The sequence below is a fragment of the Streptomyces sp. NPDC030296 genome (assembly GCF_055572815.1).
In genome coordinates this window covers 10,215-24,957 of sequence record NZ_JBVICQ010000001.1, presented here as the reverse complement: position 1 = coordinate 24,957, position 14,743 = coordinate 10,215, and the positions used below count along the sequence as shown (strand labels likewise).

11 protein-coding genes are annotated in these 14,743 nt (G+C 73.5%); all 11 read left to right on the top strand.

What is annotated here, in order from left to right; all coding sequences use genetic code 11:
• Positions 1–247 precede the first annotated feature (247 nt).
• The 11 genes from ACZ4Z3_RS00095 to ACZ4Z3_RS00045 all read left to right on the top strand — a co-directional run bounded on the left by ACZ4Z3_RS00095 (position 248) and on the right by ACZ4Z3_RS00045 (position 14,650).
• The gene (locus tag ACZ4Z3_RS00095) at positions 248–2,191 is read left to right on the top strand and encodes an HAD-IIIC family phosphatase (RefSeq protein ID WP_468498893.1); all 1,944 of its coding nucleotides are present in this window, start codon (positions 248–250) and stop codon (positions 2,189–2,191) included.
• Positions 2,192–2,202: 11 nt separating this feature from the next.
• Positions 2,203–2,520, top strand: coding sequence for a DUF6059 family protein (locus ACZ4Z3_RS00090; RefSeq protein WP_468498892.1), 318 nt, complete (start codon positions 2,203–2,205; stop codon positions 2,518–2,520).
• A 164-nt stretch (positions 2,521–2,684) separates the two neighbouring features.
• Positions 2,685–4,490 (top strand): fatty acyl-AMP ligase, encoded by a 1,806-nt coding sequence (locus tag ACZ4Z3_RS00085; protein ID WP_468498891.1) that lies wholly within the window; start codon positions 2,685–2,687, stop codon positions 4,488–4,490.
• 3 nt (positions 4,491–4,493) lie between these two features.
• Positions 4,494–6,386, top strand: coding sequence for an acyl-CoA dehydrogenase family protein (locus ACZ4Z3_RS00080; RefSeq protein WP_468498890.1), 1,893 nt, complete (start codon positions 4,494–4,496; stop codon positions 6,384–6,386).
• Entirely contained in the window at positions 6,380–8,176 is a 1,797-nt protein-coding gene (locus ACZ4Z3_RS00075) for an acyl-CoA dehydrogenase family protein (RefSeq protein WP_468498889.1), read from the top strand. The genes ACZ4Z3_RS00080 and ACZ4Z3_RS00075 overlap by 7 nt, the downstream gene beginning before the upstream one ends.
• Before the next feature lie 45 nt (positions 8,177–8,221).
• A complete protein-coding gene (locus tag ACZ4Z3_RS00070; protein ID WP_055511768.1) occupies positions 8,222–8,530 on the top strand; it encodes an acyl carrier protein in 309 nt (102 codons plus the stop codon).
• Positions 8,527–11,577 (top strand): type I polyketide synthase, encoded by a 3,051-nt coding sequence (locus ACZ4Z3_RS00065; RefSeq protein WP_468498888.1) that lies wholly within the window; start codon positions 8,527–8,529, stop codon positions 11,575–11,577. Before ACZ4Z3_RS00070 ends, ACZ4Z3_RS00065 begins: the two co-directional genes overlap by 4 nt.
• A gap of 61 nt (positions 11,578–11,638) precedes the next feature.
• On the top strand, positions 11,639–12,697 hold the full coding sequence (locus tag ACZ4Z3_RS00060; protein WP_468498887.1) for a 3-oxoacyl-ACP synthase III family protein: 1,059 nt from the start codon (positions 11,639–11,641) through the stop codon (positions 12,695–12,697).
• Positions 12,698–12,736: 39 nt separating this feature from the next.
• A complete protein-coding gene (locus ACZ4Z3_RS00055; RefSeq protein ID WP_055711069.1) occupies positions 12,737–12,964 on the top strand; it encodes an acyl carrier protein in 228 nt (75 codons plus the stop codon).
• The gene (locus tag ACZ4Z3_RS00050; RefSeq protein ID WP_468498886.1) at positions 12,961–13,824 is read left to right on the top strand and encodes a 2-oxo acid dehydrogenase subunit E2; all 864 of its coding nucleotides are present in this window, start codon (positions 12,961–12,963) and stop codon (positions 13,822–13,824) included. Before ACZ4Z3_RS00055 ends, ACZ4Z3_RS00050 begins: the two co-directional genes overlap by 4 nt.
• Positions 13,805–14,650, top strand: a complete 846-nt coding sequence (locus tag ACZ4Z3_RS00045; RefSeq protein ID WP_468498885.1) for a 4'-phosphopantetheinyl transferase family protein — start codon at positions 13,805–13,807, stop codon at positions 14,648–14,650. The genes ACZ4Z3_RS00050 and ACZ4Z3_RS00045 overlap by 20 nt, the downstream gene beginning before the upstream one ends.
• Positions 14,651–14,743: the final 93 nt, after the last annotated feature.

Here is a 14,743-nt window from a genome sequence, read left to right as displayed (position 1 = left end):
GTCTGCGCCTCACTCGAATGCCGCGCACATGGAGCGGCCCCGTCACCCCGCGTCACCCTCTCCCGCGCCGCCGGGCCGGGCCCCCGAGGCCCCGCGCTCAAGGCCCGCTTAAGAACCGCTCGGCAGGCTCGGTCCGGCCACCGGCAGTGGTGGTGGGCCCGGTTCCGGGACGGGGCGCGGGTCCGTAGCGGCGATCTCGTACCACCGCGAGCGCCGTGCGACGGGCGATTCAGTGAATGGAGACACCATGGCCACGGTTGTGAGCACCGCCGTGGGCGAGCGGACCGGACCGCTGGACCGGCTGCGCGCCCTCCACGCCGAAGGACGCCTCGCCGACGCGTACGACGAGGTGCCCGGTCTGCTGTCCGAGCTGGCCGCGACGGGGGACCCCGCCGGACCGCCCGCCCCGGACCTGGCGCGGGCCGGGCAGTTGCTCTCCCGGCTGGACCGGGAGGAGGTGCTGCGCGAGCACCCCGGCACCGAGACGATCACCGTCGCCGTCACCGGCGGCTCCACGCTGAGCGGGCTCACCGCCCCGCTGACCGCCGAACTCGCCCGGCACGGCCTGCTGGGCAGGCTGACCGAGGGCGACTACGGCGCGTGGCGGCGCGACCTCCACGACACCTCCAGCGACGTGTACGCCGCCGACCTCGCCCTGTGCGTCCTGGACGCCGAGATCGTCTTCGCGGAACTGCCGCACCCCTGGTCGGTGGAGGACGTCCAGCGCGTCCTGTCCGGGAAGCTCTCCCTGATCGGCTCGCTCGCGGAACGCTACGTCACACGCGGCGCCGGCACCCTGGTGCTCAACACCGTGCCCCTGCTCCGCACCCAGCTGCGGCGCCTGGTCGACGCCCGCTCCAGGGCCCGGCTCGGCGTGGTCTGGCGGGAGTTCAACGCGGGGCTGCTCCGGCTCGCCGCCGTGCACGACCGCGTCCACGTCGTGGACCTCGACCCGCTGATCGCCGCCGGCGGCCCCGTCAACGAGCCCCGGCTCGCCGCCTACGCCAAGGTGCAGTTCGGCGAGGAACTCCTCGCCGGCTACGCCCGCGAGGTCGGCCACCTGGCCCGGGTGCTGCGCGGCCGCACCAAGAAGGTGCTGGTCGTCGACCTGGACAACACCCTGTGGGACGGCATCCTCGGCGACGACGGCCCGGACGGCATCGCCGCCGCCACCACCTACCGGGGCGAGGCGTTCGGCCGGTTCCAGAAGGCCGTCGGACAGATCGGCGCCCAGGGCGTACTGCTCGCGGTGTGCAGCAAGAACGACATCGAGCCCGTCCGCGGTGTGCTGCGCGACCACCCCGACATGGCCCTGCGGGAGAGCGACTTCGTCCAGGTCACCGCCAACTGGGAGCCCAAGGACCGGAACCTGCTGGAGATCGCCCAGCGGCTCAACCTCGGCGTGGACAGCTTCGTCTTCGCCGACGACTCCCCCTTCGAGTGCGGGCTGGTGGCCCGCAGCCTGCCCGGTGTCGCCGTGGTCCGGCTCGACGAGGAGCCCGCCCTGCACATAGAACGGCTGCTCGCCGACGGCTGGTTCGACGTGCGGGAGCTGACCGCCGAGGACCGCGCCCGGGCGAACCAGTACCGCACCGAGGTGGCCCGCCAGGACCTCCTGGAGAGCGCCGACTCCATGGAGGAGTACCTCGCCGAACTGGGGGTCGAGGTCTCCTTCTCGCCCGTACGGGACCACGAGATCGCCCGGGTCTCCCAGGTGACGCTGCGCACCAACCAGTTCAACCTCACCACCGAGCGGCTCCAGCAGGCCGACGTACGGGCCCGGCACGAGTCCGCCGACGGGCTGGTGCTGGCCATCCGCTCCGCGGACCGGTTCGGGGACAACGGCCTCGTCGGCGCGGTCCTGGTGAGCGGCGCCGAACCGGCGGGCGAGTGGCACATCGACAACATGCTGCTGAGCTGCCGGGTGTTCGCCCGCGGCATCGAGCAGGCCTGCCTGGCCGCCCTGCTGCACGAGGCCCGCGCCCGAGGCGCGGGCGCCGTGCACGCCCGCTACCGTCCGACGGCCAAGAACCACCGGGTGCGCGACCTGTACCCGTCGATGGGCTTCGCCGAGACGGGTGAGGACGCCGACGGCACCGTGTCGTTCCGGCACGACCTGTCCGAGGAGAACCTGCCGACGCCGCCGGCGCACGTCCGCCTCAGCGCGGACATCGCCCGGCGATCGTCCTGAGGCGGGGTGACATGGCTGCCCCGCCCGGCATGTGGTGGTCTCCGCGCCGCGTCTGGCGGGGCGTCGTCACGTTCTTCGTGGACGGTTTCGGCGCGCTCGCCGTCATCTTCGGCATGGTGCCGCCGGCCTCCGTCGAGCAGGCCAAGCAGTGGTGGCTCGGCGACCCGGACCCCGGGGCGCGGGGCGGTGCGCCGCCGCTCGACGAGCCGCCGCCCGCCCATCCCGAGCGCCTGGTCGCCGACGTGCCGCTCTCCCCGCGTGAACGGGAGTTGTGGGCGCAGCTGGAGGGGCACGGCCGGGTGGAGGACGGCCCCGGCCGACGGGAGTGACGTCGGCCGCAAGAGGGGCTTTAGAGACGGACCCGACGATCGGCACGACAGGTCGGGCGGACCAGGGGGTCCGGCCGGCCGCCCGGTCCACCCGGTGCGGCCGGCCCGGCCGGTTCAGCCGGTTTCAACGCGATACGAGTCGCTTCGAGGCGAGGGGAAAGACGGTGGCGGAATTCGGTTCATTCGCGGAGCTCGTGCTGACGCGGTCGGACGAACAGGGAGACAAGGACGCGTTCCTCTTCCTCGCGGACGGCGTACGGGGCAAGGAGCCCGAGCGACTGCCGTACCGGAACCTGGACCGCGCGGCCAAGGACATCGCGTCCTGGCTGCAGGAACGGGGCCTTGCGGGACGACAGGTCCTGCTGCTGTACCCCTCGGGCCTGGACTTCGTGAAGGCGTTCGTGGGCTGCCTCTACGCCGGCGCCGTCGCGGTGCCGGCGCCCCTGCCCTCCGAGCAGGGCCAGCACTTCCGCCGGGTCTCGGGGATCGTCCGCGACGCCCGCGTCGGCGCCGTGCTGACCCTCGCCGAGCACGCCCCGGAGGTGGAGGCGTGGCTGGCGGCCGAGGGCTTCTCCGACGTGGTGTGCCTGCCCACCGACCAGGGCACGGTCGGTGACGCGGACGCCTGGCGCGACCCGCGGCTGAGCCCCGAGCACCTGGCCTTCCTGCAGTACACCTCGGGCTCCACCAGCGCCCCCAAGGGCGTGATGGTCTCGCACGGCAACCTGCTCGCCAACGAGGCTGCCATCGCCCGCTCCACGGGCAACACCCCCGACACGATGATCGGCGGCTGGCTGCCCTTCTACCACGACATGGGCCTGATCGGGCACATCCTCCAGCCGCTGTGGCTGGGCACCACCAGCGTGCTCATCCCCCCGGTGTCGTTCCTGCGCAAGCCCGCCCGCTGGCTCGAACTGGTCAGCGAGTACGGCGTCAACGCGAGCGGCGGCCCCAACTTCGCGTACGACCTGTGCGTCCGCCGGGTCACCGACGCGCAGCTGGAGGGCCTGGACCTGTCGACGTGGCGCACCGCCTGCAACGGCGCCGAACCCGTCCGCGCCGAGACCCTCCAGGCGTTCACCGAGCGCTTCGGGCCGTACGGCTTCCGCGCGGAGACCATGTTCCCCTGCTACGGCATGGCCGAGACGACCCTGCTGGTGACCGGCACTCCCAAGACACGGGGCGCGCTGCTGCGCGAGGTCGACGCGGCCGGCCTGGAGCAGGGCACCCTCGCCGGACCGTTCCTGGGCGCTCCGCGCCGCACCCTGGTCAGCAGCGGGGTCGCGCTGGCCGAGGACTTCGAGGTGCGGATCGTCGACCCCGAGACGCTCGTCGAGCAGCCCGAGGGCCGGGTCGGGGAGATCTGGGTGCGCGGCGCCAGCGTGGCCTCCGGCTACTGGGAGCGGCCGGAGGTCAACGCGGAGATCTTCGGCGCCCGGATCGCCGGCCAGGAGGAGCTGGGCACCTGGCTGCGCACCGGCGACATGGGCGTCATGGGCGGCGGCGGTGAGCTGTTCGTGACGGGCCGGCTGAAGGAGATGGTCCTCATCAACGGCCGCAACATCTACCCGTACGACGTGGAGAGCGCGGTCCGCGGCCTCAACCCGGCGATCGGTGCCGGGGCCGTCTTCGCCGTCGACACCGGCGGCCAGGAGCACCTCGTGGTGATCCACGAGATCCGGGCCGCCGCCGCGGGCGACGACCTCAAGAGCATCGCCACCGACATCCAGCGGCACATCGGCATGGAGTTCGCCGTACCGGCCGGCAACGTGCTGCTGGTCCGCCCCGGCACCGTCCGCAGGACCACCAGCGGCAAGATCCAGCGGACCCTGATGCGCAAGCTGTTCCTCCAGGGAGCCGTCACCGCGCTGCACTCCGTGCTCGACCCCTCGGTGCGCACCCTCGTCGAGGCCGCCGCGGGCGCGGCGGGCACCCCGGCCGCCGACCCGGCCATGGCACCGGTGGGCTGAACCATGGACCATCCTCCCTACCGCGTCGCACAGGAACTGGAGTCGCTGCTCGGCGACCCCGACGACCCCGCCACGCCCTTCTCCCACGCCCGCTGCCTGGAACTGGACGAGAACGAGGAGTTCCCTTCCGACATCTGCCGGGTCCTGGAGGGCTGGGGTCTCCAGGAGTTCTACATCCCGGCCGAGCACGGCGGCAGGCTCACCGACTACGAGACCGTCATGCAGGTCATGCGGGTCGTGGCCCGCCGCGATCTGACCGTCGCCGTCGGCCACGGCAAGACGTACCTGGGCGGGGTCTGCGTCTGGATCTCCGGCACCCCCGAGCAGGCTCGCGCGCTCGCCGAGGACATCCGGGCGGGCGTCCCCGTCTCGCTGGCCCTCACCGAGCGCGCCCACGGCAGCGACCTGCTCGCCGGGGACGTGCGGGGCGAGCCCGACGAAGCGGGCGGCTGGCGGATCAGCGGCGAGAAATGGCTGATCAACAACGCCACCCGCGGCAGCCTGCTCTCAGTGCTCACCCGCACCTCCGAGGACGGCGGGCCGCGCGGCTTCACCGTGCTGCTCGTCGACAAGCGGCCGATGACGCAGGGAGAGCACTACCGTTGCGTCGACAAGATCCACACCCATGGCATCCGGGGCGCCGACATCAGCGGCATCGCCTTCGACGGCGCCCCGGTGCCGGCGGACGCGGCGGTCGGCGGGGAGGGCGGCGGCGTCGAGACCGTGCTCAAGGCGCTCCAGCTCACCCGCACCATGTGCGCCTCCCTGTCACTGGGCTCGGCCGACCACGCGCTGAACATCGCCCTGGACTTCGCCGAGCGGCGCGAACTGTTCGGGCGGCGCCTCGTCGACCTGCCGCAGGCACGGCACGTGCTCGCCTCGGCCGCCGCGGACGTCCTCGCCGGGGAGGCGCTGGCCACGGTCGCCGCCCGCTCCGTGCACACCGTGCCCGACGAGCTGAGCGTGGCCGCCGCCGTCACCAAGTACCTGGTGCCCACCGGCACCGAGGGCGTCATCGCCGAGCTGACCCGGCTGCTCGGGGCGCGGGCCTTCCTCAAGGACGTCCACGCCCTCGGCATGTTCCAGAAGGTCGACCGCGACCACCGCATCGTCGGCCTCTTCGACGGCAACACCCTGGTCAACCTCAACTCCCTGGTCAACCAGTTCCGTTCGCTGTCCCGCGGCTGGGTGCGCGGCACCGGTGACACGGCCGGCGCCGCCCGCGCCTTCGACCTGGCGGAGCCGCTGCCCCCGCTCGCCCCGGAGCGGCTGTCCCTGGTGGCCCGGCGCGGCAGCGGCATCATGGCCACCCTGCCCGCGTCGGTGGCGGCGCTGCGCGCCGAGGCCGGCTGCCGGCCCGAACTCAAGGGCGCGCTCGGCGCCGCGGAGCGGCTGCTCGCGGTGACCGGCCGGGTCCACGAGGAGATGGACGCCCATCGCGCCGTGGTCTCCGACGTGCCGCCCGCCGCCTTCGACGTGGCCCGCCAGTACAGCCTGTGCCTGGCCGGCGCCGCCTGCCTCGGCCTGTGGACGCACAACCACCGGGCGGCGCAGTCCGGCAGCACCGGGCCGCTGTGGCGGGACGGGGTGTGGCTGTGGCCCGTCCTCGACCGGCTGCTGGCACGGCTGGGCGAGCCCGACGCGGGCGACCCCGACGCCTACCCCCCGCTGCTGGAGCGGCTGCGCGCCGTACGGGAGGCGGGCGAGCTGTTCTCCCTGTTCCCGTTCGCGCTGCACGGGCCCGCCGACCGGCCTGCCGGGGCACCCGGCGACGCCGCCCCGCTCACCCACGCATCCGGCGCACCCGGCGGCCCGCCGGCCGCCGCGGCGCACGCACACACCGACACCCGGGTCGCCGTCGGCGGCACCCGGACATCCGAGGGGACGTCATGCTGAGTGATCCCGCGGTCCAGGGGCTGCACGGCACGGCAGCCCCGAACGGCACCGCCCTTACCGACCCGGCCGCGCACCAGGAACGGGAGAACGAGGTCCGGGCCCGGATCGCCGACCTGGAGAGCCGCTTCGGGGACCCCCAGGACCCCGCCAACCCGCTGGGCGCCGCCGGACTGCTGGCCGCCGACGAGGCCGGGGAACTGCCCGCCGCCGGTGAGCGGCTCCTCGACGACCTGGTCCTCAACGCCGAGTTCGTGCCCACCGACCTCGGTGGGCGCCTCGACCGCCTCGACACGCTCGTCCGTGTGATGCGTCAGGTCTTCCGCCGCGACGTGGCGCTCGGCCTCGGCTACGGCATCACGTCGTTCATGGCCGCCGTCAACGTGTGGACCGCCGGCAACGAGGAACAGCGCCGCCGGACGGCGGAGCTGCTGCTCGGCGGCTCCAAGGTCTCGGTCGCCTACCACGAGCTGCCGCACGGCAACGACTTCGTGCGCAACGAGTTCCGCGCCGACCCCGTGCCCGGCGGGTTCCGCCTCAACGGCCGCAAGGAGGTCATCAACAACGCCGACCGGGCCGACGCCTACGCCCTGTTCAGCCGCACCGACGACAGCCCCGGCAGCCGCAGCCACTCGGTGCTGCTCGTCGAACGGGACCAGCTCGACGCGGAGCGCTTCTCCGTCCTGCCCCGCTACCACGCGGTCGGTGTGCGCGGCTGCCGCCTGTCCGGGCTGGACTTCACCGACTGCCCGGTGCCCGACAGCACCCTCGTCGGCGCCCGCGGCCAGGGCGTGGAACTGGCGCTGCGCTCCTTCCAGATCACCCGCAGCGCCGTCCCCAGCATGGCCGTCGGCGCCCTCGACACCAGTCTGCGCACGGTCGTGCGGTTCGCCCTCGGACGCCAGCTGTACCGGCGTTCGGTGATGGAGATACCGCACGCCTCCGCCACCCTCACCGGCGCCTTCCTCGACCTGCTGATCTGCGACAGCATGGCCACGGTCGGCACCCGGGCGGTGCATCTGCTGCCCGACGAGACCAGCGTGTACGCGGCCGCGGTGAAGTACCTGGTGCCCAAGATGCTCACCGACACCATGTACGACCTGTCGATCGTGCTCGGGGCGCGGTTCTACGTCCGGGAGGGCGAGTTCGGCCTCTTCCAGAAGCATGTCCGCGACCTTCCGGTGCTCAGCCTCGGCCACGCAGGCTCGGCGGCCTGCCAGGCCACGATCATCCCGCAGCTGTCCCGGCTGGCCCGGCGCGCCTGGTTCTCCGGGGACGAGGCCCCGCAGAGCCTGTTCCGCCCCCGCGAGTCACTGCCCGGCATCCCCTTCGACCGGCTCGCCCTCGCCAGCGGCCGGGACAGCCTCAGCGCCTCCCTCGTCGCCGCCGCCGACGACCTGCCCAGCGGCTCCCCCGAGGAACTCGCCGTCCAGGCCCTCGTCATGCGGCTCATCGACCAGCTGCGCCAGATCCAGGAGGACAGCCTGAACCTGTCCCCGCAGGACCGCACCGCCCTCGCCAGCCCCGCCAGCTTCGCGCTCGCCGACCGCTACGCGGTGTTCCTGGCGGCGGCGTCCGTCCTGGGCGTCTGGCGCGGGGCACAGGGCGGCGACGACCCCTTCCTGGCCGACCCGGCCTGGGTGGCCGCCGCACTGCACCGGCTGGCACGACGGCTCGGGCAGCGCCCGGCCGACCTGCCGCCCGGCTGCGAGGCCCGGGTGCACGAAGAAGTGCTCCGGCGCTTCCACGAACGCCGCAGCTACGACCTCTACGACACCCCGCTGGCCGGCTGACCGCCGGCCGACCGGACCTGACGCGCCTTCACGAGGAGTTACACCATGTCTGTTCCCGCGACCGACCGCACCGCGAACAACGAGCACACCGCACACACCGTCGAGTCGCTGAGCAGCTGGCTCGCCGACCGGATCGCCCTGTACCTCAAGCGGACGCCGTCCGAGATCTCCCCGACCGTGCCGCTGGCCGAGTACGGGCTGGACTCGGTGGCCGCGCTGAGCCTGTGCGGTGACATCGAGGAGGACTTCGACCTCGTCCTCGAACCCACCGTGGCCTGGGACTACCCGACCGTCGAGGCGCTGGCCGGGCACCTGGTGGAGGAGCTCGGGGAGATGGGGGGAGAGAATCGATGAGGCCCGTCGCCATAGTCGGCATCGACTGCCGATTCCCGGGGGCGCCCGACACGGCCGCCTACTGGGACATGCTGATGCGCTCCGGGGACGGGGTGGACAAGGTGCCCCGGCAGCGCTGGGACGCCCGTGACTTCCACTCCCGCTCCGGTGCCGAAGGACACTCCAACACCACCGAGGGCGGCTTCATCTCCGACCCGGACGCCTTCGACAACGAGTTCTTCACCGTCTCGCCGCGCGAGGCGGCCGCCATGGACCCGCAGCAGCGGCTGCTGCTCCAGTGCGCCTGGCGTGCCGTCGAGGACGCCGGGGTCGCCCCGCACAAGCTGGCCGGCACCGACACCGGTGTCTTCGTCGGCATCATGGGCAACGAGTGGGCGCACCTGCACATGACCGACTACGCCAAGGTCACCGCCCAGCTCGGCTCCGGCAACGGCTACTGCATGACCGCCAACCGGATCTCGTACCACCTCGACCTCAAGGGCCCCAGCCTCGCGGTCGACACCGCCTGCTCCTCCTCCCTCGTCGCCGTCCACCTGGCGTGCAACGCCCTCCTGGCGGGGGAGTGCGACACCGCCATCGCCGCCGGGGTCAACGTGGCGCTCACTCCGGCGCTCGGCATCTTCTACACCCAGGCCGGACTGTCCGCGCCCGACGGCCGGTGCAAGCCCTTCAGCGCCGACGCCGACGGCATCGGCCGGGGCGAGGGCGTCGGCGCGGTGGTGCTGCGCCGGCTGGAGGACGCGATCGCCGACGGCCAGCCGGTGTACGCGGTGATCCGCGGCACCGCCGTCAACCAGGACGGCCGCAGCAACGGCATCACCGCCCCCAACCGCTGGTCGCAGCAGGAGGTGCTGGCCGCCGCCTACCGCCGCGCCGGCGTCGATCCCTCCGACGTCACCTTCACCGAGGCCCACGGCACCGGCACCGTCCTCGGCGACATGATCGAGATCAAGGCGCTCGGCCATCTGCACTCCGGCCGCTCCGGGCGCCCGCTGGCACTCGGCTCCGTCAAGGGCAACATCGGGCACACCGAAGGGGCCGCGGGCATCGCCGGCCTCATCAAGGTCGCCCTGTCGCTGCACCACAAGACGGTCCCCGCCAGCCGGTTCGCCGCCAAGGAGAACCCCGCCCTGAAACTCGCCAAGCAGGGCATACGGCTCCTCAAGGCGCCGCTGCGGCTGCGCTCCGGGCCGGCGATCGGCGGCCTCAGCAGCTTCGGCATGGGCGGCACCAACGCCCACGCCGTCCTGGAGTCCGCGCCGCCGTACGCCGCCCGCCCCGAGGAGCGGGACCCGGAGTCCGGGCGCACCGGCCGGACCACCGGCGCCTCGGGCCTCGGCGCCGGCGTCTTCACCCTGACCGCCCCCTCCACGGCCGCGCTCCGGCGCAACCTGCTCGTCCAGGCCGACGCCCTGGAACGGCGCCGGGTCCCGGCCGGCCCGCTGTGCTGGAGCAGCAACCGGACCAAGACCGGGCACCGCTACCGCTTCGCGCTGCCCGCCAAGGACACCGGCGAACTCGCCGCGACCCTGCGCGAGGCCGCCGGCGACGACGACCTGCTGGCCCGGCTCGTCGGCAACGCCACCGGCAAGCCCCAGGTGGGACTGCTGTTCACCGGGCAGGGCTCCCAGTACCCGGGCATGACGGCACGGCTGTATCTCCAGTCGCCGTTGTACCGGCGGTTCCTCAACGAGGCCGACGAGGCGCTCGCCCCGCACCTCGGCGGCTCGGTGCGCGACCTGCTGCTCTCCGGCGACGAGGCCGTGCACCGCACCGGCTGGACCCAGCCCGCCCTGTTCGCCGTCGAGTACGCCCTGGCGGCGAGCCTGACCGAACTCGGGGTGCCGCCGGCGCTGCTGCTCGGCCACAGCGTCGGCGAGTACGCCGCCGCCGTCCTCGCCGAGGTCTTCCCACTGGAGCAGGCCGCACGGCTGATCGCCGCCCGCGGCGCCCTGATGGAGCGGCTGCCCGAGGGCGGCGGCATGCTCTCCGTGCGGGCGCCGCTCTCGGAGCTGACCGAACTCGTCGACGCGGAGCCCCTGGTCGGCGTGGGCGCGGTCAACGGCCCCCGGGCCACCGTCCTCTCCGGGGACCTGGCGGCACTGGAACGCATCGACGACACACTCGGACGACGGGGCGTCAGGACCCGCCGCCTGGAGGTCTCGCACGCCTTCCACTCCCCGCTGATGGAACCCATGCTCGACGCGTTCGCCGCGATCGCGGACGAGACGGGCGGCGGCGTTCCCAAGCTCCCGGTGTACTCCACCGTGCGCGGGCGGCTCCTGGAGGCCGAGCCGATGGACGCCAAGTACTGGACCGAGCACATCAGCGCCCCCGTCCTGTTCGGCGACGCGATGAACCGGCTGCTGGAAGCGGGCCCCACCCACCTGGTGGAGGTCGGCCCCCGCCCGGTCCTCGGCGGCATGGCGCGCGCCCTGCGCTCCGCCGCCGGAGCCGGCGTGCACACCGTGGCCCCCGTGTCCGGGGAGGAGTCCGACGGCAGCACCTTCGCCGAGGCGCTGGCCGAACTCTTCCGCAGCGGCCTCGACCCCCGGTGGGACGCCGTCTACCCGCAGGAGGAGCGGCAGCCGCAGAGGCTCGCCCCGTACGCCTTCTCCGACGCCCACCGGTTCTGGACCCGCACCACCGTACGGGCCGCCCCGGCGGACCTCAGCGTCGTCCCCGACCACGCGGACACCGCCCAGCCGCACCCGCGGGACGAGACGGCCGCGCACGGGCACGGCGCCGTCCTCACCGCCGTACTGCCCTCCGCCGCGGAGGACACGGCGGTGGACCCGGTGACCCGCGCCGTCATCGAGGCCGTCGCGGAGGTCGGCGGCTACGCCACCGACGAGGTCTCGCGGCTGTCCCTGCTCTACGAGGACCTCGGCTTCGACTCGGTGATGATCATGGAGTTGAAGGACCGGCTCCAGGAACGCCTCGACGGGCTGGAGACGATCAGCGTGCAGGACCTGCTCCCGCGGCTGTCCTCGGTCGGAGACCTCGTCGACTACCTCCAGGACCGCGCCGGCTCGGCCGTCGCCTAGGGCGCCCGCGCGGCCGGGCGCTCCCCGCTCCCGTCACGGACTTCAAGGAAGGACCGCTCGCATGCAGTCGGAACACTCACCCCAGCACGGCTCCGCCCCGCCAGGCCCCGTCTCCTACCTCGCCTCGGTCGGCACCGCGCTGCCGGGCGACCCGGTCGACAACGCGGCGCTGGCGAGGACACTCGGCGTCAACGAAGAGTGGATCGACGTGTTCATCGGCACCCGGACCCGGCACTTCGCCCGCGACCTGGAGACCGGTGAGGTCCGCTGGTCGCTCGCCGACCTGTGCGCCCGCGCCGCCGAGCAGGCACTCACCGCCTCCGGACTCGCCCCGCACGAGATCGACTTCGTGGTCATGGGCACCGCGACCCCGGACCACCTCATGCCCGCCACCGTCAACCACGTCGTCGACCAGCTGGGCCTCGACCAGATCCCCACCTACCAGCTCCAGTCCGGCTGCGCCGGCGCCGTCCAGGCCCTGCAACTGGGCCACACCCTCGTCACCGGCGGCGGCCACAAGGCGGGACTGGTCATCGGCGGCGACGTCTGCAGCAAGCACCTCGACCTCGACCGGGACCTGTCCTCGGCCGCCCCCAGCGACCTCGTCAACTACGTCCTCTTCGGCGACGGGGCGGGGGCCGCCGTGGTCACCTCGACCCCGCGCGGGGAGCGCCTCGCCCTGCGGACCGTCCTCAACCGGTTCACCGGCCTCGGCCGGGAACCCGGCCAGGTCATCGACTGGTTCGGGCTCGCCGACCGCCACGAGGACCGGCAGGCCGTCCGGGAGGACTACAAGGCCATCGAGGAGTCCGTCCCCACCATGGCCGTGGAGATCCTCTGGGAACTCCTGGAGGAACTCGACTGGACCCCCGAGGACGTGGACTTCCTGCTGCCGCCGCAGCTGTCCGGCCGGATGACCCGGCGGATCACCGACGGACTCGGGCTGCCCGACGCCGTCGAGGTGTCCTGCGTCGCGGACACCGGCAACAACGGCAACGCCCTGCCCTTCCTCCAACTGGAGGGGCTGCTGGGCAAGATCGGCCAGGGGCAGCGCGCGCTGGCGGTCGCCGTCGAGTCCAGCAAGTGGATCAAGTCCGGTTTCGCGCTCGAGAAGATCTGACCTCCGCACACACCCGCCGCCCCGGGAGGGCCGTACAGAATGCACACCATCGACGATTTCGTCCGCCTCGTCAGGGACGAGCTCGGCATGCCGCTGGAGGAGTACCAGGTCTCCGCCGACCTGGACCAGCTGCCCGAATGGGACTCGCTGTACCTGCTGAAACTGGTCACCGCGCTGGAGCAGGCCACCGGCCGCAGCCTGCCCGTGGGCCGACTGCTGGAGGCCCGCAGCCTCGGCGAGATCTACCAGCTGGCGGCCCGGACATGACCGTTGCCGGGGCCGGCGGGAACCCGCCGGCCCCCGCCCGGGCGCACCCCGAGCGCCGGCGGCGGCACACCCTGTACTTCCTGGAGCACGCCGCCCGGCAGCGGCCCGTGCACCTCGACACCGACATCGACATGACCCGGATCGAGGCCCACCGCGGGGCCGCGCGGGCGGCCGGCCGCCGCTACTCCGTCGTCACCTATCTGCTGCACGCCACCGGCCGGGTGCTGCACCGCCACCCGGAGGCCAACGCGGCCCTCGCCCCGGCCCGCCTGTTCGGGCTGCGCGGACCGCGCACCGTCCGGTTCAGCGGGGTCACCGCCAAGCTGGCGCTGGACCGCACCGTGGACGGCGAACGGACCGTGCTGTCCGCGCTGCTGCCCGACCTGGAGAGCGCCGACCTCGACGAGATCCAGGGACGCGTCGACCGCTACCGGGGTCCCGGCACCGAGCGGATGGCCGAGTTCCGCGGGGTCCGGATGCTCGGCCGGCTGCCGGTGCCGCTCGGCCGGCTGGCCTTCGCCGCCGCGACCCGCGACCCGGCCAGACGGCCGGCCGTCCTCGGCACCGTCGCGGTCAGCTCGCTGGGCCACCGCCCCGTCGACGGATTCCACTCCAGCGGGGGCACCGCCATCACCCTGTGCGCGGGACGCGTCGTCGAGCGTCCCGTCGTCAAGGACGGGCGGCTCGCCATCGCCCCGGTGATGCGGCTCGGACTCACCTTCGACCACCGGGTCGTCGACGGCGCGGCCGCCGCCGACGTACTCGGGGATCTCAAGCAGGAATTGGAGGGCTTCGATGACGCGGAGGAGGACGGCACCCAGCCCATCGCTCGGGGAGCCGGTGCGGATCTCCGGCCGTGACGGAGCCTGGGACCAGGTGCGCGCCGACCTGGAGGAGCACGAGGTCGCGGTGTTGCACGCCCGGCTCGCCGACTGGCGGCCGGACCGGGCGGGCGCCCCGCGGCTGCGTGCCCTGCTGGGCCGGGACTGGGACCGCTACCTGGAGATGACGCACCCGGACGTGCGGACCCGGTTCGCCGCGTCCCGGGTGCTGCTGAAGTTCGCCGCCTCGGTGGCGCTGCGGGTGCCCCCGCAGGCCGTCGAACTCGGGTACGGCCCCACCGGCAGGCCCTATCTGCGCGGCTACGACGCCGTGGACATCAGCCTCAGCCACACCGAGGACCTGCTGCTCATCGGGCTCACCACGAAAGGGCTGATCGGGGTGGACGCGGAGCGGGCCGACCGCCCGCTCTACACGCGCGGGCTGCACCGCCACGTCTGCACGCCGCACGAGCTGACCGTCCTGGAACGGCTCCCGGCGCAGCGGCGGGGCGCCGCGCTCGTCCGCATGTGGACCCTCAAGGAGGCCTACAGCAAGGCGATCGGGCAGGGGCTGCGGTTCCGCTTCACCGACTTCGGTTTCAGCGGCGACGGCCGGCCCGCCAGGGTCCTGGCTCCCGACGGCGCACCGGGCACCGGTGTCGAATGGCAGTTCCGCACCTTCTCCGTCGACGACGGCTACGTCGTCAGCGTCGCGGTCAGCGACGCCGGCTTCGGCGGCACCCGGGACACCGCCGCCCGCACCATGCTCGACCCGCGGGTCGTCGCCGCGGTGGCCGAGGCCCTGGGCGACGACGCCGAGTCCGACGACCGGGCCGGGGAAGAGGACGCCCTCCTGGGCTGGTGAGGGACCACGGCGGCGGGGGGGGGGGGGGGGGGGGGGGGGGCCGCGCCACACGACCCCCTGCGGAAGGGCTACCGCGCAAACGAACGCGAAGAC

Bases quoted from the DNA above. Each gene is read 5' to 3' on its own strand.
- ACZ4Z3_RS00095 (WP_468498893.1), top strand. From the start codon at position 248: ATGGCCACGGTTGTGAGCACCGCCGTGGGCGAGCGGACCGGACCGCTG.
- ACZ4Z3_RS00090 (WP_468498892.1), top strand. From the start codon at position 2,203: ATGGCTGCCCCGCCCGGCATGTGGTGGTCTCCGCGCCGCGTCTGGCGG.
- ACZ4Z3_RS00080 (WP_468498890.1), top strand. From the start codon at position 4,494: ATGGACCATCCTCCCTACCGCGTCGCACAGGAACTGGAGTCGCTGCTC.
- ACZ4Z3_RS00075 (WP_468498889.1), top strand. From the start codon at position 6,380: ATGCTGAGTGATCCCGCGGTCCAGGGGCTGCACGGCACGGCAGCCCCG.
- ACZ4Z3_RS00070 (WP_055511768.1), top strand. From the start codon at position 8,222: ATGTCTGTTCCCGCGACCGACCGCACCGCGAACAACGAGCACACCGCA.
- ACZ4Z3_RS00065 (WP_468498888.1), top strand. From the start codon at position 8,527: ATGAGGCCCGTCGCCATAGTCGGCATCGACTGCCGATTCCCGGGGGCG.
- ACZ4Z3_RS00060 (WP_468498887.1), top strand. From the start codon at position 11,639: ATGCAGTCGGAACACTCACCCCAGCACGGCTCCGCCCCGCCAGGCCCC.
- ACZ4Z3_RS00055 (WP_055711069.1), top strand. From the start codon at position 12,737: ATGCACACCATCGACGATTTCGTCCGCCTCGTCAGGGACGAGCTCGGC.
- ACZ4Z3_RS00050 (WP_468498886.1), top strand. From the start codon at position 12,961: ATGACCGTTGCCGGGGCCGGCGGGAACCCGCCGGCCCCCGCCCGGGCG.